The 25816-nt window shown below is 71.1% G+C and carries 24 protein-coding genes, 1 tRNA gene and 1 pseudogene; 12 read left to right on the top strand and 14 right to left on the bottom strand.

Annotated features, from left to right (window positions below):
• Positions 1-58 precede the first annotated feature (58 nt).
• Positions 59-862: an S-methyl-5'-thioadenosine phosphorylase gene (locus tag ACY34I_RS17160; protein WP_462756010.1), complete on the bottom strand. Its 804-nt coding sequence runs from the start codon at positions 860-862 to the stop codon at positions 59-61.
• Positions 863-1014: 152 nt separating this feature from the next.
• Here ACY34I_RS17160 and ACY34I_RS17155 point away from each other — a divergent pair, with 152 nt between their 5' ends.
• Together ACY34I_RS17155 and ACY34I_RS17150 are read left to right on the top strand one after the other, a co-directional pair.
• Positions 1015-1605 (top strand): YqgE/AlgH family protein, encoded by a 591-nt coding sequence (locus ACY34I_RS17155; protein ID WP_462756009.1) that lies wholly within the window; start codon positions 1015-1017, stop codon positions 1603-1605.
• 89 nt (positions 1606-1694) lie between these two features.
• Positions 1695-1767 (top strand) — tRNA-Ala (locus ACY34I_RS17150).
• A gap of 97 nt (positions 1768-1864) precedes the next feature.
• Here ACY34I_RS17150 and ACY34I_RS17145 read toward each other — a convergent pair.
• The 6 genes from ACY34I_RS17145 to ACY34I_RS17120 all read right to left on the bottom strand — a co-directional run bounded on the left by ACY34I_RS17145 (position 1865) and on the right by ACY34I_RS17120 (position 7241).
• A complete protein-coding gene (locus tag ACY34I_RS17145) occupies positions 1865-3415 on the bottom strand; it encodes an alpha/beta fold hydrolase (protein ID WP_462756008.1) in 1551 nt (516 codons plus the stop codon).
• A gap of 130 nt (positions 3416-3545) precedes the next feature.
• Positions 3546-3815 carry a hypothetical protein gene (locus tag ACY34I_RS17140; protein WP_462756007.1) on the bottom strand — a complete coding sequence of 90 codons (270 nt, stop codon included), beginning with the start codon at positions 3813-3815 and terminating at the stop codon, positions 3546-3548.
• Positions 3812-4165: an ArsR/SmtB family transcription factor gene (locus ACY34I_RS17135; protein WP_462756006.1), complete on the bottom strand. Its 354-nt coding sequence runs from the start codon at positions 4163-4165 to the stop codon at positions 3812-3814. The genes ACY34I_RS17140 and ACY34I_RS17135 overlap by 4 nt, the downstream gene beginning before the upstream one ends.
• Before the next feature lie 299 nt (positions 4166-4464).
• Positions 4465-4905 (bottom strand): VOC family protein, encoded by a 441-nt coding sequence (locus ACY34I_RS17130; RefSeq protein WP_462756005.1) that lies wholly within the window; start codon positions 4903-4905, stop codon positions 4465-4467.
• Between the two features lie 117 nt (positions 4906-5022).
• A complete protein-coding gene (locus ACY34I_RS17125) occupies positions 5023-6594 on the bottom strand; it encodes an MFS transporter (RefSeq protein WP_462756004.1) in 1572 nt (523 codons plus the stop codon).
• Positions 6595-6737: 143 nt separating this feature from the next.
• A complete protein-coding gene (locus ACY34I_RS17120) occupies positions 6738-7241 on the bottom strand; it encodes a hypothetical protein (protein ID WP_462756003.1) in 504 nt (167 codons plus the stop codon).
• A 372-nt stretch (positions 7242-7613) separates the two neighbouring features.
• On the opposite strand from ACY34I_RS17120, the gene ACY34I_RS17115 reads away from it, so the two are divergent.
• From ACY34I_RS17115 to ACY34I_RS17105, 3 genes are all read left to right on the top strand, one after another.
• Complete coding sequence (locus ACY34I_RS17115; protein WP_462756002.1) at positions 7614-8897, top strand: ABC transporter substrate-binding protein; 1284 nt, start codon at positions 7614-7616, stop codon at positions 8895-8897.
• Positions 8898-8964: 67 nt separating this feature from the next.
• Positions 8965-9954 (top strand): carbohydrate ABC transporter permease, encoded by a 990-nt coding sequence (locus tag ACY34I_RS17110; RefSeq protein ID WP_462756001.1) that lies wholly within the window; start codon positions 8965-8967, stop codon positions 9952-9954.
• The gene (locus ACY34I_RS17105) at positions 9951-10850 is read left to right on the top strand and encodes a carbohydrate ABC transporter permease (protein ID WP_462756000.1); all 900 of its coding nucleotides are present in this window, start codon (positions 9951-9953) and stop codon (positions 10848-10850) included. The genes ACY34I_RS17110 and ACY34I_RS17105 overlap by 4 nt, the downstream gene beginning before the upstream one ends.
• Before the next feature lie 51 nt (positions 10851-10901).
• Here ACY34I_RS17105 and ACY34I_RS17100 read toward each other — a convergent pair whose 3' ends face one another.
• The 5 genes and pseudogenes from ACY34I_RS17100 to ACY34I_RS17080 all read right to left on the bottom strand — a co-directional run bounded on the left by ACY34I_RS17100 (position 10902) and on the right by ACY34I_RS17080 (position 16666).
• Complete coding sequence (locus ACY34I_RS17100) at positions 10902-13196, bottom strand: DUF4153 domain-containing protein (protein WP_462755999.1); 2295 nt, start codon at positions 13194-13196, stop codon at positions 10902-10904.
• A 64-nt stretch (positions 13197-13260) separates the two neighbouring features.
• Positions 13261-14478 carry an RNA-guided endonuclease InsQ/TnpB family protein gene (locus ACY34I_RS17095; protein ID WP_462755998.1) on the bottom strand — a complete coding sequence of 406 codons (1218 nt, stop codon included), beginning with the start codon at positions 14476-14478 and terminating at the stop codon, positions 13261-13263.
• A pseudogene (gene tnpA / locus ACY34I_RS17090) lies at positions 14479-14874 on the bottom strand (IS200/IS605 family transposase).
• Between the two features lie 310 nt (positions 14875-15184).
• The gene (gene mgrA, locus ACY34I_RS17085) at positions 15185-16174 is read right to left on the bottom strand and encodes an L-glyceraldehyde 3-phosphate reductase (RefSeq protein WP_462755997.1); all 990 of its coding nucleotides are present in this window, start codon (positions 16172-16174) and stop codon (positions 15185-15187) included.
• A gap of 39 nt (positions 16175-16213) precedes the next feature.
• A complete protein-coding gene (locus ACY34I_RS17080) occupies positions 16214-16666 on the bottom strand; it encodes a GNAT family N-acetyltransferase (RefSeq protein ID WP_462755996.1) in 453 nt (150 codons plus the stop codon).
• Between the two features lie 65 nt (positions 16667-16731).
• On the opposite strand from ACY34I_RS17080, the gene ACY34I_RS17075 reads away from it, so the two are divergent.
• The 5 genes from ACY34I_RS17075 to ACY34I_RS17055 all read left to right on the top strand — a co-directional run bounded on the left by ACY34I_RS17075 (position 16732) and on the right by ACY34I_RS17055 (position 21329).
• Positions 16732-17700, top strand: a complete 969-nt coding sequence (locus ACY34I_RS17075) for an aldo/keto reductase (protein WP_462755995.1) — start codon at positions 16732-16734, stop codon at positions 17698-17700.
• A gap of 5 nt (positions 17701-17705) precedes the next feature.
• On the top strand, positions 17706-18203 hold the full coding sequence (locus ACY34I_RS17070) for a hemerythrin domain-containing protein (protein ID WP_462755994.1): 498 nt from the start codon (positions 17706-17708) through the stop codon (positions 18201-18203).
• A 63-nt stretch (positions 18204-18266) separates the two neighbouring features.
• Positions 18267-19511: a sensor histidine kinase gene (locus ACY34I_RS17065; protein WP_462755993.1), complete on the top strand. Its 1245-nt coding sequence runs from the start codon at positions 18267-18269 to the stop codon at positions 19509-19511.
• The gene (locus ACY34I_RS17060; RefSeq protein WP_462755992.1) at positions 19508-20158 is read left to right on the top strand and encodes a response regulator transcription factor; all 651 of its coding nucleotides are present in this window, start codon (positions 19508-19510) and stop codon (positions 20156-20158) included. The genes ACY34I_RS17065 and ACY34I_RS17060 overlap by 4 nt, the downstream gene beginning before the upstream one ends.
• Before the next feature lie 73 nt (positions 20159-20231).
• A complete protein-coding gene (locus ACY34I_RS17055) occupies positions 20232-21329 on the top strand; it encodes a hypothetical protein (RefSeq protein WP_462755991.1) in 1098 nt (365 codons plus the stop codon).
• 228 nt (positions 21330-21557) lie between these two features.
• Here the strand turns inward: ACY34I_RS17055 and ACY34I_RS17050 are convergent, their stop codons facing one another.
• Positions 21558-22985: an MFS transporter gene (locus ACY34I_RS17050; RefSeq protein WP_462755990.1), complete on the bottom strand. Its 1428-nt coding sequence runs from the start codon at positions 22983-22985 to the stop codon at positions 21558-21560.
• Positions 22986-23010: 25 nt separating this feature from the next.
• A complete protein-coding gene (wrbA, locus tag ACY34I_RS17045) occupies positions 23011-23691 on the bottom strand; it encodes an NAD(P)H:quinone oxidoreductase (RefSeq protein WP_462755989.1) in 681 nt (226 codons plus the stop codon).
• Positions 23692-23769: 78 nt separating this feature from the next.
• Here wrbA and ACY34I_RS17040 point away from each other — a divergent pair, with 78 nt between their 5' ends.
• Positions 23770-24225 (top strand): MarR family winged helix-turn-helix transcriptional regulator, encoded by a 456-nt coding sequence (locus tag ACY34I_RS17040; protein WP_462755988.1) that lies wholly within the window; start codon positions 23770-23772, stop codon positions 24223-24225.
• A gap of 101 nt (positions 24226-24326) precedes the next feature.
• The gene (locus ACY34I_RS17035; RefSeq protein ID WP_462755987.1) at positions 24327-25814 is read left to right on the top strand and encodes a magnesium chelatase; all 1488 of its coding nucleotides are present in this window, start codon (positions 24327-24329) and stop codon (positions 25812-25814) included.
• Positions 25815-25816: the final 2 nt, after the last annotated feature.

Here is a 25816-nt window from a genome sequence, read left to right as displayed (position 1 = left end):
TGCCGGCTTTTCGGGCGCTTCCCGAGTCTGGTGGCGGAGGTGGCCGACCGGTCACCGATCAGGGCAGCGGAAACGGCAGTTTGATCCCGTCGAGCGCGTGACCGCACGGGCAGTCCCGCTCGTCCGGCAGCGCCGCGACCGCGTTCAGCAGCACGGCGCGCAGCACGTTGGTGTTCTCCGCGAAGACCCGGAACACCTCCTCCTGGGTGACCGACTCTTCGGCCGTCACGCCCGCGTCCAGGTCGGTGACCAGCGCGATCGACGTGTAGCAGAGGGCCAGCTCGCGGGCGAGTACAGCCTCCGGGTGGCCGGTCATGTTGACCACCGTGCCGCCGAGCGAGGCGAACCAGCGCGACTCGGCCCGGGTGGAGAAGCGCGGCCCCTCGACCACCACCACGGTCCCGCCGTCCACCGCCGGTACGCCGCGCCCTGCCGCCGCGTCGAGCAGCGTCCGCCGCCCGACCGGGCAGTAGGGGTCGGCGAACGAGACGTGCACCGCGCCCTGGTCGTAGTAGGTCTGGGCGCGCCCGCTGGTGCGGTCGACGAGCTGGTCCGGCACCACGAACGTGCCCGGGCCCAGCTCGGGCCGCAACCCGCCGACCGCGCAGGGGGCGAGCACCTGGCGTACGCCGAGGGAGCGCAGCGCCCAGAGGTTCGCCCGGTACGGGATCAGGTGCGGTGGGTAGCGGTGGTCGCGCCCGTGCCGGGGCAGGAACGCCACCCGGCGCCCGCCCACCTCGGCGATGGTGACCGCGTCCGACGGCGCTCCGTACGGTGTCTGCACGACGTGCTCGGTGGCGCCGTCGAGCAGGGCGTACAGACCTGACCCGCCGATCACCGCCAGCTCGGCCGTTGGACCCATCGGCCCTCCTTCGATCCTGTCGCGATCACCCGCCTGCCAGACCTTAACCAGCGGGCGAGCCGCAGGCTAATGTGCGTGGCATGGGGTTGACCGCGCGGATGGTCGACGACGTCGGGTGCGCCGCACAGGCGTACGGCTGACGGGTGTCGGACATGCAGGGTGAGGGACAGGCGATCGGTGGCCGAGCCATGGAGTCCATGACCGGGCGGCTGCTGGTCGCGACTCCGGCGCTCAAAGACCCGAACTTCGACCGTACGGTCGTGCTGCTGGTCGCCCACGAGCCCGGCGGCGCCCTCGGCGTGGTGCTGAACCGGGCCACCGAGGTGCCGGTCGCCGACGTCCTGGGCGACTGGAGCGACCTGGCCCGGCACCCCGCGGTGCTCTTCGAGGGCGGCCCGGTGCAGCCCGACTCGGCCATCTGCCTGGCCCGGATGCGTCACCCGGTCAAGCCGGTGAAGGGCTTCCACCGGGTGTCCGGCGCGGTGGGCACCATCGACCTCTCCGTCGACCCCGAGCGGCTGCGCGAGGCCGTCGGCGGGATCCGCGTCTTCGCCGGGTACGCGGGCTGGGGCGCCGGCCAGCTCGAGCGCGAGATCGAAGAGGGTTCCTGGTTCGTCCTCGACGCCCTCCCGGGGGACGCGTTCGTCGACCGGCCCGACGACCTCTGGCCCATGGTGCTGCGCCGGCAGGGCGGCATGATGGCGGCGGTGGCCCACTTCCCGCCGGACGTGGCGCTGAACTGACCGGCGTGGGGGGTACCCCCGCGAGATGACCATGCCGACCGGCGTGTGTATAGTTCTCTGCGTGCCCGGGCGACCGGGGACGACCGCAAGGGGCCGTGGCGCAGCTGGTAGCGCACCACACTGGCAGTGTGGGGGTCAGGGGTTCGAGTCCCCTCGGCTCCACCCAAGCAAAATGCCCTGATGGGGGACACAATCCCCCATCAGGGCTTTTCTCGTTTCTGCTGCTCTCGGACCGTCGCGGGCCAGAAACCACGCCAGATCAGGCGCTGATCTTGCCTCCTCGATGAGGGCAGCTGGTGCCTGGGACGGGCACGGCCAGGTCGATCAGGTAACGGTCGGTCGTTCCCCTCGTGCACTCGGTGGCGTTGTATATGCCGTGGCCGGCACCCTCGTAGGTGAGAAGCACTCCGTGCCGGCCGAGCTGCCGGGCTACGTTCGTGGCCCAGTTGTACCCGGTGGCGGGGTCGTACAAAGAGTTGATCAGTAGGAGTGGCTGGTCGGTGCGGAGCCGCAACCGGTGCTGCGGGTTGTCGACGGTGGGCGTGCCGAGGCACGATTCGACCACCGCGAGCGCCTGCGGGTACGGCAGGTCGGTTCCGATTCGGGCCATCTCGTTGATCCGTGCGGTGTATTCCGGATAGTTCCGGATCGGCAGCTTCCAGTCCTGGCAGAAGATCGCCAACGGGTTCGCGCGGGTCTGCGCCTGGGGCGCGGTCGAGGCGGCGGCCTTCTCGGGAGCCACCCGGCCCGACGGCGCGGTGCTCAGCCTGCTGATGGTCTCGGCCAGTCCGGCGAAGTCGGGTTCGTAGAGCGCCCGCGGTGCGAGGAAGCCGCTCAGGGCGTACGGGGTCAGCGTGGCTGAGGGGTTCTTCGGGTCCGGCACCTCCCCGCGAGAGGAACGGGCGAGCAGGTCGGCCCAGATTGCGTGGACGTCCTGCCCTTGCAGCGCGCAGCGCTCGGTGCGGTCACACCACGACACGAACGCGTCGAACGAGTCTTGTGCCGCGGCGGTCTGGGTGTTCAGGAAGGCGCGGGTGTCAAGGCTGTGGTCCACGACGCTCTCCAGCACCATCGCCCGGACCCGGTGTGGGAAGAGTTCGGCGTACTGTTCGCCGAGCAGCGTGCCGTATGAGCTGCCGTGGAAGGTCAGCTTCGCCTCACCCAGCACGGCCCGGATGGCGTCCAGATCCCGGACCATGCTGAGCGTGTCGACGTGGTCGAAGACCGGTCCGGTCTTCGACCGGCAGTCCTCCCACAGTCGCTGGTTGTACGCCACGGTGGCGTCGAAGTCGGCTTGGCTCTTCAGCACCGGAGCGGGCCGCTGGTCGAGCAGAGCAGTAGAACAGCGCACCGGGCTGCTGGCGCCGACCCCGCGCGGGTCGAAACTGACAATGTCGAACCGGCGCTGGATGTCGGGGCTGAATCGGCTGATGCCGTTCACCACGCGGCTCACGCCGGAGTCTCCGGGCCCCCCGGGGCCGAAGACGAGGGTTCCCACCCGGGCGGCCGGCTCCTTCGCGGTACGGCGGGCCAGCGCCAGGTCGAACTTCGGTCCGTTCGGGTGGTTCCAGTCGATCGGCACAGACAGGGTGCCGCACTGGGCGGCGGCGTCCTCGGCACACGGCCGCCAGTCGATGGCTGCTGTCTGGGCTGTCGTTGTGCTCGCGGCAGAGGGGGTCGTGTCGGCTGCCACCATGCCGACCACCACCATGCCGACCATCGCGAGCGTCGTCCCCCAGGTGCCGGTCCGCGCCGGCACATGTCGTCGGGGCGGGTTGCCTTTCCACAGCATGAAATGCTGTCCTTTCACCGAAGGAGCGTTGCGCTGAGAACTCGCCCGGTGGGCGAGGTGATGCTTCTTCTTCCTGGGCCGTCGAGTTGGCGCTCGACGGCCCAGGGCTCGAGTGCGGGAACGGGGCAGCCCTACTCGATCAGAACCGCTACTCGACCTCTTTGAGGAGCCGTTCGAGAGACGCCAACCGGGACTCCATCGCCGCCAGCCGTTGACCGAGCTCGGCGAGTTGGCGTTCGGTGTTTTCCTGGGCCTGAACCGCCGTCTGGGCGAGCGTCTGGTATTCCGTCTCCCGGCTTAGCGCGGCCCTGGCCCGCAGCGTGGTCGCCACCTGCACGATGACCACGGTGACCACCGTGATAACCAGGGCGAAGAGGCCGATGGCTCCGACCACTTCCACCCAGTCGTTCGCATTCATGCCCGTGCTTCCTTGTCCTCATCGGTGTCGTTTGGTTGCGGGAGGCTCAGCGTCTGCACGGCGGCCTCCACACTGTCCGGTGTCAGCCGGAGATCGAACTGGTTGACCTCGTAGAACTTCATAGCCTTCCCGTCTTCCGACAGCTCAAGGTGTGCCGACACCAGGCCGGCTTTCTCCAGCTTGCGCAGATGCACCTGCAGCAGTGCCCGGCTGATGCCCAGTTCCCGGGCCAGCTGGCTTACGTAGTTCCGTCCCCTGACCAGTGCCGCGACAACCCGCAACCGGTGCGGGTTGGCCAAGGTGGCCATCACCCGTACCAGGTCATCACCGGTGGCGCCCGGGCTGCTCATAACGTAACCCTGCACATGCCAAGAAATGTTAGCAGGTGCCTACGGCGGATGCCGAGCCCGTCTCGCCACACAACGACGACGTGGGCTGTGTGAGAGGACTCGGCGCCGTGTAGGGCAGCCAGGAGTGCTCTTCGGCGCTTTGTATGCGGCGGCCGCGATCACCGCGTGCCCGATCCGTGTCCGATACAGCGTGGCGATCAGCGGCACGTCAATGGCAGCGAAGCGCGCGGCAGCGAGCTTCCAACTGTTGGCCGGCGCACCTCCCGGGCGCGGGTGCCCGGGAGGTGCGCCGGCGGCCTTCAGCTGAGCTGTTCGGCCAGTCCGACGATGATGCCCTCAGGGCCGCGGACGTAGCAGAGCCGATAGATGTCCTCGTACTGCGCCAGCTCGCCGACGAGTTCGGCGCCGTGGGTGCGCAGGCGGGCGAGGACGTCCTCGATGTCGTCGACGGCGAACATGATGCGGCGAATGCCCAGCGTGTTCGCCGGTGCATCCTTCGGCTCGGCGCTGATCGCGTTCGGCGTGTGGAACATCGCCAGCTCGATTCGGCCGTGGCCGTCCGGGGTCCGCAGCATTGCGACTTCCTGTCGGACGTCGTCGATCCCGATGACACGCTCCACCCAGCGTCCCTCGATCGGCGCCCTGCCCTCCAGCTCCATGCCAAGTTCCACGAAGAACGAAATAACAGCGTCAAGGTCGTCGACAACGATGAGGACGTTGTCCATCCGCTGGATCGTCATGCTGGGTCTCCTTGGTGTGGGACGGCCACGGTGGCCCCATCCGCCCCTGAGACGGAACCGCCAGGCCGTTCTCGACATCCTTTGCACATCGCGCGCCCGCGTCCCGAGGACAGCGAATCACCCCTGCGGGGGTGAGACGAAGTCCTGCGCGCGGATCAGGAGGAAGGACAGGAGCCCGGCGACGATGCTGACGATCGCCGCGAACAGCAGAATCTCGTTCAGGGCGCTGGCGAAGCTGCCGCGGGCGATCTCGACGAGCAGGCCGTGCTGCTGCGGCGGGACGGCCGCGAACAGTCGATTCACGCTGCCGTTGCGCAGTGCCGTCGCGATCTCGGCGCTGTGGGCGGCCAACGGGGTGCCGGCAGTTCGGGTCTGCACCATGGCGGTCAGCCGGTTGGCGAGCAGGGTGCCCAGCAGCGCGACGCCGGTGGCGATGCCGACCTGCCGGAAGGTCAGGTTGATCCCGGACGCCATCCCCGACCGCCGCGGCGGCACGACCCCGACCGCCGTAGAGGCCAGTGGCGGGTTGACGAACCCGATGCCGACGCCTGTGGCGATCAGTCCCGGGATCAGATGGGTCCACGACGAGGCGGCGGTGAGGCCGCGCATGAGCAGCAACCCGACGCCGACCAGCACCAGGCCCGGGCCGACGAGGGCGCGGACCGGCATCTTCGCGCTCAGTCGGCCAGCCAGGCCGCTGGCGACCAGGACGCCGACGGAGAGGACGAGCAGCCGCAGGCCGGTCTGCAGGGCGCTGTAGCCGAGCACGTTCTGCAGGTAGAGGACCAGGTAGAGCAGCATCGAGAAGATGCTGAAGGAGAGGCCGAACGCGGCGATGTCGCCGCCGACGAAGGTGGGCACCCGGAACAGCCGTAGATCGAACATCGGGTCCGCGGTGCGGGCCTCAATCAGCAGGAAGGCCGCGAGCAGCACGGCGGCCGCGACGAAGCAGGCGATCACCGGCTTCGCGGTGAAGCCGCTGCGTCCCGCTTCGATGAGGGCGTAGATCAGGCAGGCGAGGGCCGCGGAGAAGATCACGAAGCCCGGCCAGTCCGGCCGCGGACCCCGCTCGCGGGACTCGACCACCTTTCGCAGGGTCAGGGCCAGCGCGACGACACCGATGGGCACGTTGACGAAGAAGATCCACCGCCAGGACAGGCCCGACACCAGCGCGCCACCCACGATGGGCCCGACGGCGGCGGCGATCCCGGCCAGGGCACCCCAGATGCCGAAGGCCGTGCCGCGTTCGGCGCCGCGGAACGCGTTGGCCAGCAGGGCCAGCGAGACGGAGAACATGATGGCCCCGCCGATGCCCTGTAGGCCGCGGGACAGTTCGAGCATGAGCGGAGACTGCGCGGCGCCGCACAGCGCCGACGCGGCGGTGAAGACGACCAGGCCGATCAGGTAGAGCCGGCGGCGGCCGTACAGGTCCGCCAGCGATCCCGCGGTCAGCAGGAGGGCGGCCAGAGTGAGCGCGTAGGCGTCGACGACCCACTGCACGTCGGAGAAGGACGCGCCCAGCGACGCCTGGATGTCGGGCAGCGCCACGTTCACGATCGTCAGGTCGAGCAACAGCATGAAGGTGCCCAGGCAGACGGCCGTGAGGGCCCACCATTTCGGGTCGGCCCGCGAAGGTGAGGCCGCGTGGCCAGCTGTGCTCGCGGCGCCGGCCCGGCTCGGCTCGGTCATAGCCCGGATCGTACCGACCGGTTTGTACCGGAATTCACGTTTGGGGCCATCGGTGGTGGCGGGGCGTGTTCTGGCGGTGGGCCAAGCGAAACACCCTGGTGCGGGCGAAGGCCCCCACCAGGGTGTTTGTCACTTCTCAGGCGTCAGCAGCCGCAGGTGTAGTAGAGGATGTCCCAGTGGTTGCCCTCGTCGGTGTAGAGGTTGCCCGACGGGGCGCGCCACTGGTATCCCCAACCGGAGATATAGCCCTGGTATGTGTAGGCCCGGGAGATGTAGTTGTAGACGCAGGTCGTCTTGGTGATGTCGACCTTGTAGCCGTTCCAGTGGCTGTAGGTGCCGCTGGCGTGCCCGATCTCGGTGCCGCCGGTGATGTTGATGGCGCAGCCGCTGGCCCGCTTGAAGGTGATGATGCCGTCGATCGTGGCCTGCCGGATGCCCTCGAACGAGGTGCAGGTGGAGTTGTAGCGGTCGCTGCAGTTGCCGGTGGAGCTCCAGGTGATCCCGGCTGCGCGCAGTTGCGAGGTGGCGCTGGAGTGGCTGATCGCGAAGGCGGGGGTGCTGAAGCCGAGCGCGGTGACGATCGCCGCCACGCCCGCGAGGAGCAGGGTGAGCATGCGGCGGCGCACTACACGACGGGTCGTTGACATGGCATCTCCTGGTTCGCAGTAGCGGTAGATGTTTGCGAAGCGGAGGCCGGCCCGGGAACTTTCTACCATGCATCGACGTTCGTGAATAGATGGCAAGCCGTCGGGCTGGTTGCGTGAGGTTGCCTGATGCGGCTTGACCAGCGGAAACGCCGCCGTGGAACCCGCCCGGAGCCGCGCGAGCGGTCCTCGACCGGATCTCGACCGGATCTCGAGCGAGGTTCAGGACGCTCGACGCCGCAAGCGGCGTCGAGCCACCGGCGCCGACGGCCGCCTGCGTGACCGCGCGCCCCATCGTGACGCGGACAGCGGGCGCATCAGGTGCCCGGCGGGCTGTGCGGAGTCGAGGTACCGAGTGACTGAGAAGGAGTACCCATGAACCCGTGGCTGCGGCGGATGGTCCCGCTGGCCGTGCTCGCGCTCGCCACCACCGCCTGCTCCACCGGCGGCTCGTCCTCGGACGAGAACGATCTCAAGGGCAAGACCGTCAACGTGATCGGCACCTGGGGCGGCGACGAACAGGCGGCGTTCCTGAAGATGGTCGAACCCTGGGAGAAGCAGACCGGGGCCAAGGTGAAGTACACCGGCACCCGCGACATCAACACCGTCCTGACCACCGGTGTCGCCTCCGGCGTGCTGCCGGACGTGGCCGGACTGCCGGGTCCCGGACAGATGGCCGAGTACGCCAAGGCGGGCAAGCTGCTGCCACTGGACGACGTACTGGACATCAAGACGTACGAGAGTGAGACCGCCTCGGCGCTGGTCGAGCTGGGCAAGGTCGACGGCAAGGTGCACGGCGTCTTCATCAAGGCCGCCGTCAAGGGCCTCATCTGGTACGACCCGAAGGTCAACGACTACGGGGCGAACCCGCCCAAGACGTGGAACGACCTGATGACCCAGGCGAAGGCGAACCAGGGCAAGGCGAAGGCGATCTGGTGCGTCGGCCTGGAGTCCGGCGCGGCGTCCGGTTGGCCGGGCACCGACTGGATCGAGGACCTGGTGCTGCGGACCGCCGGCCCGGATGTCTACAGCCAGTGGTACCAGGGCAAGGTCAAGTGGTCCGACCCGGCCATCAGGAAGGCGTTCGAGATCTACGCCAACGACGTCGTCGCCAACACCTACGGCGGCGGCAAGGCCGCCGTGGCGACGAACTTCGAGGCCGGCGGCGACCCGCTGTTCGCGACCCCGCCCGGCTGCCAGCTCCACCACCAGGGGAGCTTCATCACCGGGTTGGGGAAGTTCAAGCAGGCCAAGGCGGGCACCGACTACAACTTCCTGCCGTTCCCGAACATCGAGGCCCAGTACGCGGGCGCGGTCGAGGGTGCGGGCGACCTGTTCGGCATGTTCAAGGACACGCCGGCCGCCAAGTCGCTGATGAAGTACCTGGTCACGGCCGAGGCGCAGGACATCTGGGTCAAGGCTGGCGGGGCCCTGTCGGCGAACAAGAACGCCAAGAGCTACCCGGATGACGTCAGCAAGCGTTCCGCCGAGATCCTGGCCAACGCGAAGTCCTTCGCCTTCGACGCGTCGGACCTGATGCCGACCGCCATGAACGACGCGTTCTGGAAGGCGATGGTGGCGCTGACCAACGGCACCAAGTCGCTCGACCAGGTCCTCGCCGACCTGGATGCGGCGCAGAAGGACGCGTACCAGTCCTAGTCCGTGCCGGGGGAGCGGCGTGGCCGCTCCCCCGCCTCATCCCGTGGTGCGATTCCCGGAGGCAACAGTGGATTCACGCCTGGCCACCGCACTCCAGGTAGTTGTCGGCATTCCGGCCATCCTGGTCCTGTACGTCTGGGGAACCGAGCGCGTGCTCGCCGTCGCCGCGCGCGACAACCAGTGGCAGCGGCGCATCCGACCGTGGCTCTGGATCGCGCCGGCGCTCGGATTCCTCGCCTTCTTCCTGATCTATCCGACGATCCGGACGATCATCCGGAGCTTCTACGGCAAGAACGAGCTCACCCCGACGTTCGTCGGGCTGGACAACTACAAGTGGTTCTTCACCAACAGCGACGCCATCGGCACGCTTTTCAACAACGTCCTGTGGCTGCTGTTCTTCGCCGGCTTCACGGTCGGGATGGGCCTGGTCATCGCCGTGCTCGTGGACCGGGTCCGATATGAGGCGCTGGCCAAGAGCATCATCTTCCTGCCACTGGCCATCAGCATGGTCGCGGCCGGTGTCATCTGGAAGTTCATGTACGACTACAAGCCGGCGGGGAGTGCCCAGACCGGCACGCTGAACGCGTTGCTCGGGACGGTCGGGCTGGGGCCTGTCGGCTGGTTGCAATCGCCCGGCTTCCGGCTCAGCACCTTCGCGCTCATCGCCGTCATGGTGTGGATGTGGACCGGCTTCGCGATGGTCATCATCTCTGCCGCCCTCAAGGGGATCGACCCCGAGTTGCTGGAGGCGGCCCGGATCGACGGCGCCAACGAGTGGCAGGTGTTCCGGCGGGTGACGCTCCCGCTGCTCGGCCCGGCGCTGGCGGTCGTCTCCACCACGATGATCATCACCTCGTTGAAGACGTTCGACATCGTCTACACGCTGACGAACGGCAACTACGACACCGAGGTCATCGCCAACCTCATGATCAAGGAGATGTTCGTGTTCGGCGACTTCGGCCGGGCCAGCGCAGTCGCGGTCGTCCTCCTGCTGGCGATCGTCCCGATCATGGCGTTCAACATCCGAAAGTTCCGTGCCCAGGAGTCGATCAGATGACCGCGGTCGCAACGCCCAAGGCGCCCGGCACCCGGGCCACACCCACCCGCAAGCCCGCCCGCCCCCGCCGCCGCCTCGTGCTGCACCTGGCGGTCGTCGCCCTGATGGTCATCTGGGCGGTGCCGACGATCGGGCTGCTGGTCAGCTCGTTCCGGCCGCAGTCGGAGCTGTCCACCTCCGGCTGGTGGACGGCGTTCGCCCCGCCGTACCACTTCACGATGGAGAACTACCGGGACGTCTTCCAGCAGAGCGGCATCGGCGAGGCGTTCGTCAACAGCCTGCTCATCGCGATCCCGGCCACCATCATCCCGCTCTTCGTCGCGGCGTTCGCCGCGTACGCGTTCAGTTGGATGGAGTTCCCCGGCCGTGACGTGCTCTTCGTGGTGATCGTCGGGCTGCTGGTCGTCCCGCTCCAGACCACCCTCATCCCGGTGTTGAAGCTGTTCGCCGAGTGGGAGCTGACCGGCGAGTTCCTGTCCGTCTGGCTGGCCCACACCGGCTACGGCCTGCCGTTCGCGGTCTACCTGCTGCGCAACTTCATGGGCTCCCTGCCCCGGGCGGTGTTCGAGTCGGCCTACATGGACGGCGCCTCCCACGTGACGGCCTTCTTCCGGATCGCGGTGCCGATGAGCGTGCCGGCGTTCGCCGCGCTGGCGATCTTCCAGTTCCTGTTCGTGTGGAACGACCTGCTCGTCGCGCTGATCTACATCGGGCTCGCGAACTCGGACAACCTGCCGATGACCGCGGCGATCGCCAACCTGGTCAACTCCCTGGGCGGCGGCTGGTACCTGCTCAGCGCGGCGGCGTTCGTGTCGATGGCCCTGCCGTTGGCGGTCTTCTTCGGCCTGCAGCGCTATTTCGTCCGCGGCATCGTGGGCGGCGCGGTCAAGGGCTGACCCGGGTTCGGGGCCGGGGCCGAACCCGGCCCGGCCCCAAACCCGGGGGCGTCACCTGGTGCCGCGCGTCTTGGGCAGGTCGAACTGGTCGGCCTTTCGGCAGTCCTTCTGCCCGCCGATCGCGTTCGGGCCCAGCCGGTCGAGTTCCTGCCGGGCCCGGTACCGGCCCAGGTTCCACGCGTACCACGGGTCGGCATCGGCCAGGTCGTCGGCGACCCAGCTCAGCGTGCAGCGGCGTACCGGATCGGGGAGCTTGGCCAGCGCGGGAGTGGCGTCCGCGGAGAGCGCCCGCAGGTACCACGCGTCGATCTTGCCGGTCTGCTCGTACCGGAGGATGTTGCGCCGCGCGGCGTAGTCCTCGGGGTTGAGCACCGCCAGGCCGAGCAGCATCGCCACGGCCAGCGCCACGGTCGTGCCGGGGATCCAGCGACCCTGCCACCGGACGCCCGCCGCCAGGATCATCAGGAAGACCGCCCCGAGCAGCAGCTCGAACGCCATCACGAAGATCCGCTCGCCGGTGAAGCTGTACACCTTCTGGTACGTCCACATCCGGGACAGCGCGGACACCACGATCACCACGCTGAGCGCGCTGAGCAGGCCCAGCAGGACCCGCAGCCCGGTCCGTTCGGCCGGGCGCTCCCGGCTGGCCCAGCGGCTCACCCCGCCCAGCACGGCCAGGGTCAGCAGGGTGACGAAGAGCAGCTGCCAGAAGCCGCTGCGGGCGTACTCGGAGTAGCTCAGCCCGGCGACCTTCTGCACGTGCCGCTGCCCGCCGAAGAGCACGGTGAACTGCACCACGACGAAACCGGCGAAGAGCAGCGTCAGCGCCGCGATGGCGGGGGCCCATTCCAGCAGCCCGAGCCGGCGGCTGCTCGGCTTGTCCACCGTGGACAGGTCGGGCGGGGCGGCCAGGGTGTAGACCGCCGCGACCGCGATCAGCCCGCCGACGGCGGCCAGGAAGATCCCACGGAACATCGCACCGACGTCGGTCTCCGGGACGGTCGCGCCGATGAGTTCGGAGAACGCCGCGTCGGCCGAGGCGAGCAGGCTGCCGAACACCAGCAGCACCAGCACCGTGGCGACCACCGACCCGGCGACCTTGCGGACCATCCCGGCGTCCGGGGAGGCGGTGATGTGCCGGCGTACCCAGGGCAGGCCGCGGAACGCCGCGAACGGCGCGGCGAGCAGGCCGAACAGGATCGACCGGATCATCCGGCCGCCGACGATGGCCAGGGTCGCGCAGCCCAGCGCGCCGAGGACGCAGAACGTCACCAGCCACCAGGCGTTACGGAAGGCGAGCACGGCGAGCAGGACCAGGGCGGCCGCCGCCCAGCCGCCGCGGATCAGCCGCTCGGTGCGGGGCAGGTCGGCCGTACGCCGCCGCACCGCCAGCAGCACGCCCACGGTCAGCGTGAGCCAGCCGAGGAACCAGCCGATGCCAACCCGGTTCAGCGGTACGAAGAACGCGGTGCCGAGCGCGCCGGCCAGGACCGAGAGCGGGACGGCTCGCCCGGTGGCCGGCTTCGGCCCGGGCCAGCGCGCGCCGAGGAACGACGTCCGGGGCACGGGCGGGCGCGGCGCCCAGCCACCCCCGGGGTGCAGCACGGGCTGCGTCACCGCGTACGGCGGCGGGTAGCCCGGGGGCGGATAGCCCGCGGGCGGGGTCGCCGGCGCGGCGGAGGCCTGCGGGGCGGTGGGCGGGGTGATGCCGCTCGGCGACGGCGTCGGGTCAGGGGTGCCTTCGGTCGCTGGTCCGTCGGCTGCGCTCTCGTCGGCCGCGGTTCCTCCGGCCGCGCTCCGGCCGGTCGCCGCCTCCTCGGCCGCCGTCGCGCCGGTCGCCGATTCGGCCGGAGTCGGGCCTGCGGGCGGGGTGTCCGCGCTGCTCACGTCGGTTGACGTGGGCGCAGCAGGGACAGCTTCGGCCAAGGCGGTCGGGTTCGAGGCCGGTGCGGTGCCGGTCGGGGTCGATGCCGGTGTGGTTCCGGGGCCGGCCAGGGCCGGAACGCCCCCCGCGCCCTCGACGGCCGGCGGGGTTGCCTGGGCGGGCACGCCCGGCGCGGGCACCATGACCCGGGGGGCCGCGGCCTGCGCGGGGACCGGCTGGCCCTCGCCCGGCGACACCAGCGGCACGAACAGCGCGTACCCGCGGGTGCCTGCCGGCACAGTCACCGGGATCGCCCAGGCAGGCTGGCCCTCCTGGCCGGGCCACACCATACCGGGCGGCGCCCCGTCGACCGTGGGCATGACGAGCAGGTACGGCGTGACGTCGGCCGGGACGTCACCACCGCTCGGTCCGGCCGCCGGGGCGGTCCGGGGGGAATCTGGCGCCGATGGCGACTCGGACACGGCACGCTCCTTGTTGACTTCCTCCCCATGCCTGAAGGCGGGGATTCCCGTGGCTGATCGTTGCTCAAGCTGCGATCAGTTTGAGTGGTTGGCGCTTCGTAGACCGCCCGACGGCGAGGTCTCCACGCCCTGTTACCGCCAGCCCGGCGGCGAGTATGTTCTTGGCCGCGTTCACGTCGGCGTGGTCCTGGTGCCCGCAGGCGACGCACCGGAAGACCGCTTGGCTCTTGCGGGACTCCGGGGCGGCATGCTTGCAGGCGTTGCAGGTCTGCGACGTGTATGCGGGCTTGACCGGTACCACCCTCGCGCCGTGGTACCGGGCGGCGTGCCTCAGTTTCAGCAGGAACCCGCCCCAGCCTTTGTTGAGGATGGCCCGGTTCAGACTGGCCTTGGCCTTCACATTCCGGCCGGGCTGGTCAACGGTGCCTTTGGCGCTGGCGGTCATGTTCTTGATGCGCAGGCCTTCGACAGCGATCAGCCCGTGGTCGCGGACCAGCCGCACGGCCGTCTGTGCGGCGAAGTCAGCCCGGCGGGCCCGGATACGGGCGTTCAGCCGGCCGAGCTGCGCGCGCGTCGCCTCCCGCCGCCCCGACCTGCGGTTACAACCGTGGACCCGTAGCGATCGGGAAAGCCGCTGCTGCAACCGCTTGAGCCTGGCTGCCTCGCCGGGGGTGACGAACTCCCGGTCGTCTAGACCCCCGTCGGACGTCGCCACGGCGACCGCCACGCCCCGATCTACGCCGATCGACGGTTTGCCGTTTGGCGCCGCCTCGGTCCTGCCGTCCTCGATGCAGAACGAGATGTACCAGCGCCCGCCGTCGCGGGAGACCGTGGCATTGCGAACCGTACCGCCCAGCGGTCTGGTCCACCGGAACCTGACCGGCCCGAACTTCGGCAGCCGCACCTCACCCCACCGCCGGTTGAGCCGCCGCACGGCGATAGCTTTCGGGTCGGGGAAGCGAAACGACGGCTCGTTACGAGCCTTAGACCGCCACCGCACCTTCCACGTGCCATGCGTCTTGCATGCCCGCTCCAGGTCCCGCAGGGTCTGCTGCAGGGTGTGCGCGGGGGCGTCGGCCAGCCAGGCGCAAGCGGGATCCTTCTTGGCCTCAGCCAACTGCCGGGCCTGCTCGTTGTAGGTGATCCACGCGCCACGGCGGCGGTACTCACGGCGCTGCTCCAGCGCGGTGTTCCACACCGCCCGGCACACCGCGCCGACCTGTTCGGCGTAGGCGACCTGCTCGTCGGTGAATGCAAGCAGGTACCGGCGGCCGCTAAACATTCAACGGCCCTCCTGCTGCTCGACGTACGGCTTCACTGCAGCCAGCGGAGGCCCACCAGTGGTCGCCATGAAGTACGGGTTCGCCCACAGGGTCGGCAGCCCGAAGCGCAGGGACGGGATTTCCTCCCGCCGCACCAGCGGCGTGTGTCCCTTGATTGCCCTGACCAGTTTGCGGACGCCGTACGGCGGGTTGACCTCGACCAGTAGGTGCACGTGGTCAGGCATGACTTCCACGGCCACGAGCCACGCCTCCTTCGTCCCAACCACCCTCAGATGAGCTGCTTGAACAGTTCCTTAATCAGACCGCCGAGCAAATACGTCGATACTTCGGGCACCAGACACGACGTGGAAGCGCGTCGGAACCACGTCGCAGTCCGACCGCACGGTGACCGACACCCAGGCAGCACTCAGATTTGTGCTATCTACCGTCCATCCTTAGTCGATGCGTAAACCCCACGGCCAAACCGAGGGTCCGCGCGCTATGCATTTTGATCACTCGGTGCCGACACTGTAGGGCACGGCCCCGGTCCGCCGCCGCCCCGCGCCGCCCAGGCGGCCCATTCGGCCGGCAGTCCCGAGCTGGCCCGGTGATGCGTGCGGATCCCCTGTGGCCGAAACTAGCTGGACCGGGGCTGCGTTGGCGCCGTCGTGGGCGGACCGCACCCGCCGTGCGGGCTGGGGAGCGCTGCGGTCCGACAGCCAGGGATCAGCCCAGGGCCTGGTCGATCTCGGCCAGCTCCTCGGCACTGACGTCGAGGTTGTCCAGCGCGGCCACGTTCCCCTCCAACTGGGCGACGCTGCTCGCCCCGATGATGAGGCTGGTCATCCGCGGGTCGCGCAGTGCCCAGGCCAGCGCGAGTTGGGCCAGGGTCTGGCCCCGGCGTTCGGCGATCGCCGCGAGCCCCCGGATGGTCGTCATCCGCTCCTCGGTCAGGTCGCCCTCGTTGAGGAAGACGCTGGTCCGCACCCGGGAGTCGGCCGGGATCCCGCCCAGGTAGCGGTCGGTGAGCAGGCCCTGCGCCAGTGGGCTGTAGGCGATGCAGCCCGCCCCGACCTGCTCCAGCGTGTCCAGCAGCCCGTCCTCCTCGGTCCAGCGGTTGAACATCGAGTACGCCGGCTGGTTGATCAGTAGCGGCGTACCGAGGTCGCGCAGGATCGCGGCGGCGCGGGCGGTCTGCTCCGAGGTGTAGTTGGAGATGCCGATGTAGAGCGCCCTGCCGGAGCGGACGATGGCGTCCAGCGCGCCCATCGTCTCCTCCAGCGGCGTGTCCGGGTCGAACCGGTGGGAGTAGAAGATGTCCACGTAGTCGAGCCCCAGCCGGCGCAGCGACTGGTCCAGCGACGAGATCAGATACTTGCGGGAGCCCCATTCGCCGTACGGGCCGGGCCACATCAGGTAGCCGGCCTTGCTGGAGATGACCAGCTCGTCCCGGTACGGCTTGAGGTCGGTGGCGAGCAGCCGGCCGAAGTTCTCCTCGGCGGCGCCGGGCGGCGGGCCGTAGTTGTTGGCCAGGTCGAAGTGGGTGATGCCGAGGTCGAAGGCGCGTCGGACGATGTCCCGCTGCCGCTCGTACGGGCGGTCCGGGCCGAAGTTGTGCCACAGCCCGAGCGAGATGGCGGGCAGGCGCAGCCCGCTGCGCCCGCTGCGCCGGTAGGTCATCGAGTCGTAACGCGCATCAGCGGCGAGGTAGGTCACGGCCTTCGACCCTAGTCCTGGCGTCTGACGGGACCGGAGTCAGAGGTCGTAGCGCAGGCGGGGCAGGGTGCGGCCGGTGGAGGGGGAGACCGCGGTGCCGGCGGGGACCGCGCCGACGTGCCGGTAGAACGGCTCGGCGCCCGGGTCCGCGTCGATCCACAGCGTACGGGCGCCGGTGGCGCGGGCCGCGGCCACGGCGTGGTCGAACAGCACCCGGCCGGCGCCGGTGCCGATCGCCGGTGGGTCGACGAAGAGCATTTCCAGCTCCAGCTCGGGCGGTGCGCCGCCGAGCACCACCAGCCCGACCGCCCGACCGTCCCGTTCGGCCACCGCCACCTGTCGCGCGGCCACATCCGCCGGGGTCAGCGTCAGTTCGCTGCGGCAGCGGGCCAGGAACTCGGCGTCGTAGCCCCAGTGGCCCTTGGAGCGCAGCGTCAGCTCGGTCAGCTCGGCCGCCTCGTCGGGGCGGGCAGGCCGGATGCGGAGATCCACCCGACCATTGTGCCGGGGCGCCGGAACGGGCGTGCGGTCCCGCTTGTCCGGGTAGCTTCGGTGCCATGCGTTTCGTCCAGCTCGACACCCCCAAGCCGATCTCGAAGATCGGCCTCGGCACGTGGCAGTTCGGCTCGAAGGAGTGGGGCTACGGTGCCGACTACGAGCGTCGGGCGGCGGACATCGTCCGGCGGGCGCTCGACCTCGGAGTCACCCTCTTCGACACCGCCGAGCTCTACGGCTTCGGCCGCAGCGAGCGCATTCTCGGCGCGGCCCTCGGCGGGGACCGGGCCAGGGTCGTGGTGGCCAGCAAGATCTTCCCGGTGTTGCCGGTCGCCGCGGTGGTGCAGCAGCGCGCGGTCGCCTCCGCCGCCCGGCTCGGCGTCAGCTGCATCGACCTCTACCAGGTGCACCAGCCCAATCCGGTGGTCGCCGACACCACCGCCATGCGGGGCATGCGCGCCCTGCAGGACGTCGGGCTGGTCGGCGAGGTCGGCGTCAGTAACTACCGCCTGCGCCGCTGGCAGGCGGCGGAGGCGGCGCTCGGCCGCCGGGTGCTGAGCAACCAGGTCCGCTACAGCATGGTCGACCGTGGCCCCGAGGAGGACCTGATCCCGTACGCGGAGCAGGCCGGCCGGATCGTCATCGCGTACAGCCCGCTCGCGCAGGGCTTCCTCTCGGGGCGGTACGACGCGAGGAACCTGCCCAGCGGGGCGGTTCGCCGGGCCAACCCGTACTTCCTGCCGGAGAACCTGGAACGCGGCACCGCGCTGATCGCCACGCTGCGCGAGGTGGCCGCCGCGCACGACGCCACCCCCAGTCAGATCGCCCTGGCGTACGTGCTGCGCCACCCGAACGTGGTGGCCATCCCCGGCGCCTCCGGCGTCGAGCAGATGGAGCGCAACGCAGCCGCCGCCGAGATCGATCTGAACGACGGCGAGTACGCCGCCCTGGCCACCGCCGCCCGGCAGTTCCGGCCGGTCACCGGCCTGGCCGCCGTACCCAAGCTGATCCGCGCCCGGACCGGGAAGTGAGCATCATGGACGACATCACCGCACTCATCCTCGACGACCACGCCTCCTTCCGGCGCGGCTTCGCCCGGCTCGACGACGCCCGCGACCCGGCTGAGCTGCTGGCGATCTGGGAGGCGCTCGCCCTGCATCTGGACATCCACGCCGAGGCGGAGGAGGCCATCCTCTACCCGCACCTGGTCAAGCACGGCGACGACGGCGAGGACGAGACCGAGGACGCCATCGGCGACCACAACAAGATCCGCGACGCGATCGCCGAGTCGAAGCGCCACGAGGTCGGCTCGGACCCCTGGTGGCGCGCGGTGTGGACGGCCCGCCGGGAGAACAGCGAGCACCTGGCCGAGGAGGAGGACGAGGCGCTGCCCGACTTCCGCCGGCACGCCAGCGTGGAGCTGCGCGCCGAGCTGGGGGCGCGCTGGCTGCGGTTCTACGGCGAGCACAAGAACGGCCGGAACCTGCCGTTCCTCGACAAGGACCCGGAGAAGTACGTGCAGCAGCACCGCTGACCGGTGACGATCTCCCCACCGTGGGGGAGTCGGTGGGGTGGGCCGGGGCGCGACAATGGGTGGGTGAGTCTCCGGGGGGTGCTGGGGCCGCTGGTGCGCGGGAGCACCTGGCGGCGGGCCGTGTTTCTGCTGCTCGGCGGGGTGCTCGCGCTGCCGTACGCGTTGCTCGCGGCGGCCTTCGCCCAGATGCTGGCCAACGACGACGTGCCCCGGCCGGCGGTCTTCGGGCTGCTGTTGGTGGCTGTGGTGCTGGCGGCGGTGCCGGTGTTCCTCGCCGGCAGCCGGGCCCTGGAGATCGCCGCCGCCCGGGCGCTGCTCGCGGTCGACCTGCCCGACCCGGCGGCGGGTCACCGGCTCGACCGGGAGACCCGGGTACGCGCCGCGCTGTGGATCGCCCTGCACCTGTTCACCGGTGGTCTCGTGCTGTTCGCGGCGATCAGCGCCCTGCCGATGGCGTTGGTCTTCCTGGCCGGTCCGATCGGCCTGGACCCCGGCGCCGCCCGGGCCGGGTTCGGGCCGCTGATCGGGAACCCGCTCGGGGCGACGTTGACCGGGGTGGTGCTGCTGGTCGGGCTCGGCTACGCGGTGGCCGGGCTGGGGGCGCTCGCCGCGTCGATGGCGCCGGTGCTGCTCGGCCCGTCCCAGGGTGAGCGGATCGCCGCGCTGGAGGCCCGGGCCGCCCGGCTGGCCGAGCGGAACCGGCTGGCCCGGGAGCTGCACGACTCGGTCGGGCACGCGCTGACCGTGGCCACCCTTCAGGCCGGGGCCGCCCGCGAGTTGCTCGACGCCGACCCGGAGTTCACCCGGCGGGCGCTGCGCGCCATCGAGGAGACCAGCCGGCACGCGATGGACGACCTGGACCACGTGCTCGGGCTGCTGCGGGAGAGCGAGGGCGGGTCGACCCGGGCGCCCACCGCGCCGCAGCCCACCCTGGCCCGGCTGGACCGGCTGGTCGCCGACACCCGGGCCGCCGGCCTGGCCGTGGAGTCGCGGGTCAGCGGGGCGGTCGGGGAGTTGCCCGCGGCGGTGTCCCGGGAGGGCTACCGGATCGTGCAGGAGGGGCTGACCAACGCGGCCCGGCACGGCCGCGGGCCGGTGACGCTGCGGGTGGACGTACCAAGGGATGGTTTGGAGATCGAGCTGGTCAACGGCCTGCGCGGCGCCGCGGGGGCGGGGCGCGGCGGTCGTGGCCTGGCCGGCATGCGGGAGCGGGTGCTGCTGCTCGGCGGGCGGCTCACCGCCGGCCCGGAGGGCGACCGGTGGCGGGTCCAGGCCTCGTTGCCGGTGCCGAGGGGGGAGACCGGGTGACCATCGACGTGCTGATCGTCGACGACGACGAGCTGGTCCGGGTGGGGCTGCGGGCCATTGTGGACGCCCAGCCCGACCTGCGGGTGGTCGGCGAGGCGACGGACGGCGCGGAGGTGCCGCCGCTGGTGGCGAAGCTGCGCCCCCGGGTGGTGCTGATGGACGTCCGGATGCCCGCCATCGACGGCATCCAGGCGACCCGGCGGCTGCTCGCCACCTCCGCCGATCCGCCGCGCGTGCTGGTGATCACCACGTTCGCCAACGACGAGTACGTCTACGACGCGCTGCGGGCCGGGGCGAGCGGCTTCCTGCTCAAGCGGGCCCGGCCGAGCGAGGTGGTGGAGGCGATCCGGGTGGTGGCGGCCGGTGAGTCGCTGCTCTTCCCGACGGCGATCCGGCAGCTCGTCGGGGCGTACGGGGGGCGGGGCGGGGACGGGCTGCGGTCGGCGCGGCTAACCGACCGGGAGGCCGAGGTGCTGCGGCTGATGGCCACCGGGCTGTCCAACACCGAGATCGCCGAGCGGCTGGTGGTCGGGGTGGAGACGGTGAAGACGCACGTCGGCAACGTGCTGACCAAGCTTCGGGTACGGGACCGTACGCAGGCGGTGATCGCCGCGTACGAGTCGGGCTTCGTGGTGCCCACCGGCTGAGTCCCTCGGGCGGGGGAGCGGGTTCCCCGCCGCACGGGAGGAGCGGGGTGTCCGGTCGGCCGAGGCTGGAGCCATGACGACGATCACCGATTCCCCACCCCGCCGGGCCGCCGGGACGCGGCTGCGCCTGGCCGCCCCGCTCGCCGCCGCCTGGCTCGGCGGTTGGGGCCTGCTCGCCCTGCTGTCGGCGCTGACCGGCGCCGGATACCCGTTCGGCGCCAACGATCCGCACGGCGGCGAGACGACCGTGCTCCGGCTGGTACCGGTCCGCCTCGGCGCCCCGCTGTTCGCCGGGGTGCTGCTGCTCGCGGCGGTCGCGGCGCTGCTGATGAGCCGCACCGACCGGGTACGTGGTCTGCCCCGGGCGCTGCTGCTCGGCTACGGATGGACGGTCGCCTTCGGGCTGGCGGTGGTGGTGCCGGACGCCCGGGTGCTGATCATCCTCGGCTACCTGCCGATGCTGATCATCGGCGCGCCGTTCGGCTGGCCGCCGGTCGACTACGCCGACATCTTCGACTGGCCGCTGCTGGCCCGGTGCGGCGCGCTGCTCGGCGGCCTCCTGCTGGCCGGGGCGGTGCTGGTGTGGCAGCGGCGCACCGTCGGGGCCTGCGCGGGCTGCGGCCGGAACGACGACGAGCGGGGCTGGACGTCACCCACGGCGGCCGCCCGCTGGGGCCGGTGGGCCGCCTACGCCGCCGCGGCCATCCCGCTCTGCTACGCGGTCACCCGGCTCGCCTGGGCGGCCGGCATCCCGCTGGGCATTTCCGGGGACTTCCTGCGGGAGTTGCGGGAGAGCGGGGCGGTCTGGGCCGGTGCCGGCCTCGGCGCGTTCGCCACCGTCGGCGCGATCCTCACCCTGGGGCTGGTCCGGCCCTGGGGTGAGCGGTTCCCCCGGTGGATGGTGGGGCTGGCCGGCCGGCGGGTGCCGATCACGCTCGCGGTCGTACCGGCGGCGCTGGTCGCCCTGTCGGTGACCGCGGCCACTCTCGGGCTGCTGAGCAGCCCCGCCTTCTGGCACATGGAAGAGGTCAGCCTCGCCACCGCCCCGATGCTGCTCTGGCCGTTCTGGGGGCCGGCGCTCGGGGCGGCGACCGTCGCGTACCACCTACGCCGGCGGGGCGCGTGTGCCCGCTGCCGGCGGCCCTGGCCCGGCCCGATCCGCCGCCCGTGACGGGTGTCCGGTTCGCGCGAAGGTTGCCGATGATCAAGGCGGCCGGTCAGCCGGCGCTCGGCGCCGTGCCTGGGGCGTCCGCCGCCCGGTTCGCAGGGGTGCGGCCCGGGCGGCGGACGCTGCCTCACGCCGGCTGACCGGAACAGCCAGCACAGTTGCGACGTAACCGCGACGACGGCCTGGTCGTGGTCGAGCCGCGCAAGGCGGTGCCGAAACCAGCGCCGGCGGTCAGCCGCGCCGGTGCCGTGGGAGCAGCAAGCTGACCACCGCGATGGCCAGGCCGAGCCCAGCCGCCGCGAGGAAGACCAGGTCGTAGCCGGCGGTGAGGGCGGCGGCGGGGGAACTTCCGCCGGCCTCCATCGCGGTTCTGGCGCTGGCGGCGGTCGCGAGCACCGCCAGGCCTACCGACCCGCCTACCTGGCTGGCGGTGTTGGCCAGGCCGCCGATGGTCCCCGCGTCGCTGTCGGGGACGCCGGCGGTGGCCGCGGCCATGAGGGTGGGGAAGGCCAACCCGATGCCGACCGCGATGAGCAGCGTGGGCCCGAGCACGCTGGTGAGGTAGCCGCTGTCGGCGTGGGCCTGGGCGAGCCAGCCGAAACCGGCTACCAAACCGGCGCAGCCGGCCAGCACCAGCGGGCGCGCACCGGTTCGCGGCAGCAGGGCGGCGGCCCATCGCGCGATCACCACGAACGTCACCGCCGCGGGGGTCTGCCCGAGCCCGGCTTGAAGGGCGCTGTAGCCGAGTGCGTTCTGCAGCAGCAGCGAGGTGAAATACCACATCGCGATGGCAATCCCTCCGAACAGCAGCAGCATGGCGTTGCCGACGGCCACCCCCCGGATTTTGAACAGCCGCAGGGGCATCATCGGCTGGGCGGCGAAACGCGCCTCCACCACGGTGAAGACAACCAGCAGGAGCAGGCCCGCCACGGCTGGCCCGACGACCAGCGCGGATGTCCAGCCGTGCTCGGCGCTGTGCATGACCCCGTAGATCAGCGCGGCCAGCCCCGCCGTCCCGGTGACCGCGCCGGCGAGGTCGAGCGACTCCCGCCGGCCGGTGCGTGTCCCGGTCAGCGACATCATGGCCACCACGATCAGCAGCACGCCGATCGGCACGTTGATCAGGAAGACCCACCGCCAGGACAGCCCGGTGGTGAGTGCGCCGCCCGCGAGCGCGCCGGCCATCCCGCCGACACCGCCTGAGGCGGACCATGCGCCGAACGCGCGGGCGCGCGCGTGCTGCTCGGTGAAGCTGGTGTTGATCACGGCCAGCGTCGCCGGGGCGAGCATCGCGGCTCCCACCCCCTGCGCGACGCGGGCCGCCACCAGGACCTCCGGAGCGGTTGCCAGGCCGCCGACCAGACTCGAGGCGGAGAACAGGAACAGCCCGGCGGCCAGCATCCGGCGATGGCCGAACAGGTCGGCGGCGCGGCCACCAAGCAGCATGAAGCCGGCGAAGGTGAGCAGATAGCCGTTCACCACCCAGGCCAGACCGGTGGGCGTGAAGCCGAGGTCCTGGCGGATCGAGGGCAGGGCGACGTTGACGATGGACGCGTCCAGGATCACCATGAACTGGCAGGCGCAGGCCAGTGACAGGACCAACCAGGCGGGGCCGGTGAGCGGCCTGGTCCGCTGAGTTACGGTGCTGGTGCTTGTCATGATTTCCTCCTCGCTGGCCCGGCACTCATGCGCTGTGTGAGCTGGTTGCGGCCATGGGTTCGCGGGCGTTCCCGGCGCCTGCGGCGGCATCGGTGACGCGGCCGTGCTCCAGCAGCCGGATCGTGATCTGGGCCAGCCGCCGTCCCTGGTACCGGGCCGCTGCCAGCGCCGCGGCGTCGGGGCCGGCTCCGGTCGGGCCGGTCACGAACGACGTGCCGTAGGGGTTGCCGCCGGCGGCGGACACGGTCGGGTCGGTGAATCCGGGCGGGACGATCAGCGCCCCCCAGTGGTAGAAGACATTGGCTAGCGACAAGATCGTGGCCTCGCTACCGCCGTGTCGGTTGAAGGCCGAGGTGAAGGCCGTCACGGGCTTGTCGGCCAGTCGCCCTTCCCGCCACAGCCCGCCGGTCTGGTCGATGAACTGCTTGAGCTGTGCGGCCGGCGCGCCGAACCGGGTCGGCGTGCCGAACGCGAACGCATCGGCCCACGCCAGGTCCTCGACCGAGGCCTGGGCGATGGACGTGGCGGCGTCGGCGTGCCGCCGCCACTGCGGGTTCTGGTCGATCGCGCTGTCGGGTGCCAGTTCGGCGACCCGCCGCAGCCGCACCTCGGCTCCGGCCGAGGCGGCGCCCTCGGCGACGGCCTGCGCGAGCGTGTGCACGGTGCCTGTCGCGCTGTAGTAGATGACGGCGACCTTCACGGTCATGTCCGGCTCCCCCGAGTCGTTGTAGAATTGGTTATGCGCATAATGTTATGCGCATAACGAACCTGTCAAGGAGCCCCCATGGACTTCGCGTACGCCGACGCCCTCAACCAGGCCATCCGCCTGCTGAGCCTGCGCCACCGGGCCAGGGCCGCCGCGTTGCTGGCCCCGCTCGGACTGCACCCCGGCCAGGAGGCGCTCCTGCTCGAACTCGACCGGACCGGCCCGATGATCCAGGCCCAGCTCAGCGAGGCGCTCGGCTGCGAGCCGCCCAGCGTCACGCTCATGACCCGCAAGCTCGAAGCCGCCGGCCACATCCGCCGCGAACCCGCCCCCTCCGACAAGCGCGCCAGCATCGTCGAACTCACCGACAGCGGTAAGGCGCTCGCCGACCAGGTCAAGCAGCTGTGGTGCGCGCTGGCGGAGGAAACCGTGGCCGGCCTGCCCGCCCAGACCGTGGCCGAACTACCCGACATCCTCACGGCCATGACCGGCAACGTCGACACCAGGCGTGCCGGCCACCCGCACGGCCGTTGACTCGCAGGACGTCAGGCAGGTCCGGGCTCCGCAGCGTTCGAGCGCAGCGGACCCGGTCCGGACTCCCGGAAGCGGGCGCGCGGTCACCCGGCCGAGATAGCGTGGGTCGGGTGACTGCGCCAAACCAGGTTTCCCCGGTCCCGTCCGCCGACCTGCCCGGCACCCTCGGCGCGCTGCGGGCGTCCGGCCACCGCTACCGCACGGTCAAGCAGGAGATCCGCGACAACCTCCTCGCCCGGATGCGCGCCGGCGAGGAGCGCTTCCCCGGCATCGTCGGCTACCAGGACACGGTGCTGCCGGAGGTCGAGCGGGCCCTGCTCGCCGGCCACGACATGGTGCTGCTCGGTGAGCGGGGCCAGGGCAAGACCCGGCTGATCCGTTCGCTCGGCGCGCTGCTCGACGAGTGGACCCCGGTCATCCCGGGCTCGGTGCTCAACGAGCACCCGATGCACCCGCTCACCCCCGCCTCCCGCGCCCTCGTCGCCGAGCGCGGCGACGAGTTGCCGATCGGCTGGCTGCACCGCTCGATGCGGTACGGCGAGAAGCTGGCCACGCCGGACACCAGCGTCGGTGACCTGATCGGCGACGTCGACCCGATCCGGCTCGCCCAGGGCCGTACGCTCGGCGACCCGGAGACCATCCACTTCGGACTGGTGCCGCGTACCAACCGGGGCATCTTCGCCGTCAACGAGCTGCCCGACCTGGCCGAACGGATCCAGGTGGCGCTGCTGAACGTGTTGGAGGAGCGGGACATCCAGGTCCGCGGCTACCAGCTGCGCCTGCCGCTCGACCTGCTCCTGGTGGCGAGTGCCAACCCGGAGGACTACACCAACCGGGGCCGGATCATCAGCCCGCTGAAGGACCGGTTCGGCGCGGAGATCCGTACCCACTACCCGGTCGAGCTGGAGCTGGAGCTGGCGCTGATCCGGCAGGAGGCCGACCTGGTCGCCGAGGTGCCGGAGCACGTGCTGGAGGTGCTCGCCCGGTTCGCCCGCGCGGTGCGGGAGTCGCCGTCGGTGGACCCGCGCTCCGGCGTGTCCGCCCGGTTCGCCATCGCCGCCGCGGAGACCGTCGCGGCGGCCGCGCTGCGCCGCGCCGGCCTGCTCGCCGCTCCGGCGGCCGGCGGCGCCGCGCCCGGTGCCGGCGACTCCGTGGTACGCCCCGAAGCGCCGGTGGCCCGGGTCGGCGACGCGGTCTCGGTGACCTCCACCCTGCGCGGCAAGGTCGAGTTCGAGAGCGGCGAGGAGGGGCGGGAGATCGAGATCCTGGCCCACCTGCTGCGTACCGCCACCGCGGAGACGTTCCGCGCCCGGCTGGCCGGGCTGGACCTGTCCGGGTTCACCGCGCTGGTCGCCGAGGGCGGAATGATCGAGACCGGCGAGCTGGTCTCCTCCGCCGAGCTGCTGCGCCAGGTCGGCACCGTGCCCGGGCTGGCCAAGGTGCTCGACCGGCTCGGCCTGGGCGACGCACCGAGCCCCGAGGAGGCCGCCGCCGGGATCGAGTTCGCGCTGGAGGGGCTGCACCTGACCCGCCGGCTGGGCAAGGACGTCACCGACTCCGGGCGCACCGTCTACGGCGGCCGAGGCTGAGC

The sequence above is a fragment of the Micromonospora sp. RTBAU3-60 genome, from assembly GCF_054963695.1.
Note: the sequence above shows the minus strand (reverse complement) of the source record. Positions and strands in the feature narration are given on the sequence as shown.

What these genes read in the sequence shown, in the direction of transcription:
- ACY34I_RS17070 (WP_462755994.1), top strand. Translation starts at nt 17,706, where the DNA reads ATGGACGACATCACCGCACTCATCCTCGACGACCACGCCTCCTTCCGG.
- ACY34I_RS17105 (WP_462756000.1), top strand. Translation starts at nt 9,951, where the DNA reads ATGACCGCGGTCGCAACGCCCAAGGCGCCCGGCACCCGGGCCACACCC.
- ACY34I_RS17095 (WP_462755998.1), bottom strand. Translation starts at nt 14,478, where the DNA reads ATGTTTAGCGGCCGCCGGTACCTGCTTGCATTCACCGACGAGCAGGTC.
- ACY34I_RS17125 (WP_462756004.1), bottom strand. Translation starts at nt 6,594, where the DNA reads ATGACCGAGCCGAGCCGGGCCGGCGCCGCGAGCACAGCTGGCCACGCG.
- ACY34I_RS17155 (WP_462756009.1), top strand. Translation starts at nt 1,015, where the DNA reads ATGCAGGGTGAGGGACAGGCGATCGGTGGCCGAGCCATGGAGTCCATG.
- ACY34I_RS17130 (WP_462756005.1), bottom strand. Translation starts at nt 4,905, where the DNA reads ATGACGATCCAGCGGATGGACAACGTCCTCATCGTTGTCGACGACCTT.
- ACY34I_RS17140 (WP_462756007.1), bottom strand. Translation starts at nt 3,815, where the DNA reads ATGAATGCGAACGACTGGGTGGAAGTGGTCGGAGCCATCGGCCTCTTC.
- wrbA (WP_462755989.1), bottom strand. Translation starts at nt 23,691, where the DNA reads ATGACCGTGAAGGTCGCCGTCATCTACTACAGCGCGACAGGCACCGTG.
- ACY34I_RS17160 (WP_462756010.1), bottom strand. Translation starts at nt 862, where the DNA reads ATGGGTCCAACGGCCGAGCTGGCGGTGATCGGCGGGTCAGGTCTGTAC.
- ACY34I_RS17135 (WP_462756006.1), bottom strand. Translation starts at nt 4,165, where the DNA reads ATGAGCAGCCCGGGCGCCACCGGTGATGACCTGGTACGGGTGATGGCC.
- ACY34I_RS17050 (WP_462755990.1), bottom strand. Translation starts at nt 22,985, where the DNA reads ATGACAAGCACCAGCACCGTAACTCAGCGGACCAGGCCGCTCACCGGC.
- ACY34I_RS17075 (WP_462755995.1), top strand. Translation starts at nt 16,732, where the DNA reads ATGCGTTTCGTCCAGCTCGACACCCCCAAGCCGATCTCGAAGATCGGC.
- ACY34I_RS17040 (WP_462755988.1), top strand. Translation starts at nt 23,770, where the DNA reads ATGGACTTCGCGTACGCCGACGCCCTCAACCAGGCCATCCGCCTGCTG.
- ACY34I_RS17120 (WP_462756003.1), bottom strand. Translation starts at nt 7,241, where the DNA reads ATGTCAACGACCCGTCGTGTAGTGCGCCGCCGCATGCTCACCCTGCTC.
- ACY34I_RS17055 (WP_462755991.1), top strand. Translation starts at nt 20,232, where the DNA reads ATGACGACGATCACCGATTCCCCACCCCGCCGGGCCGCCGGGACGCGG.
- ACY34I_RS17115 (WP_462756002.1), top strand. Translation starts at nt 7,614, where the DNA reads ATGAACCCGTGGCTGCGGCGGATGGTCCCGCTGGCCGTGCTCGCGCTC.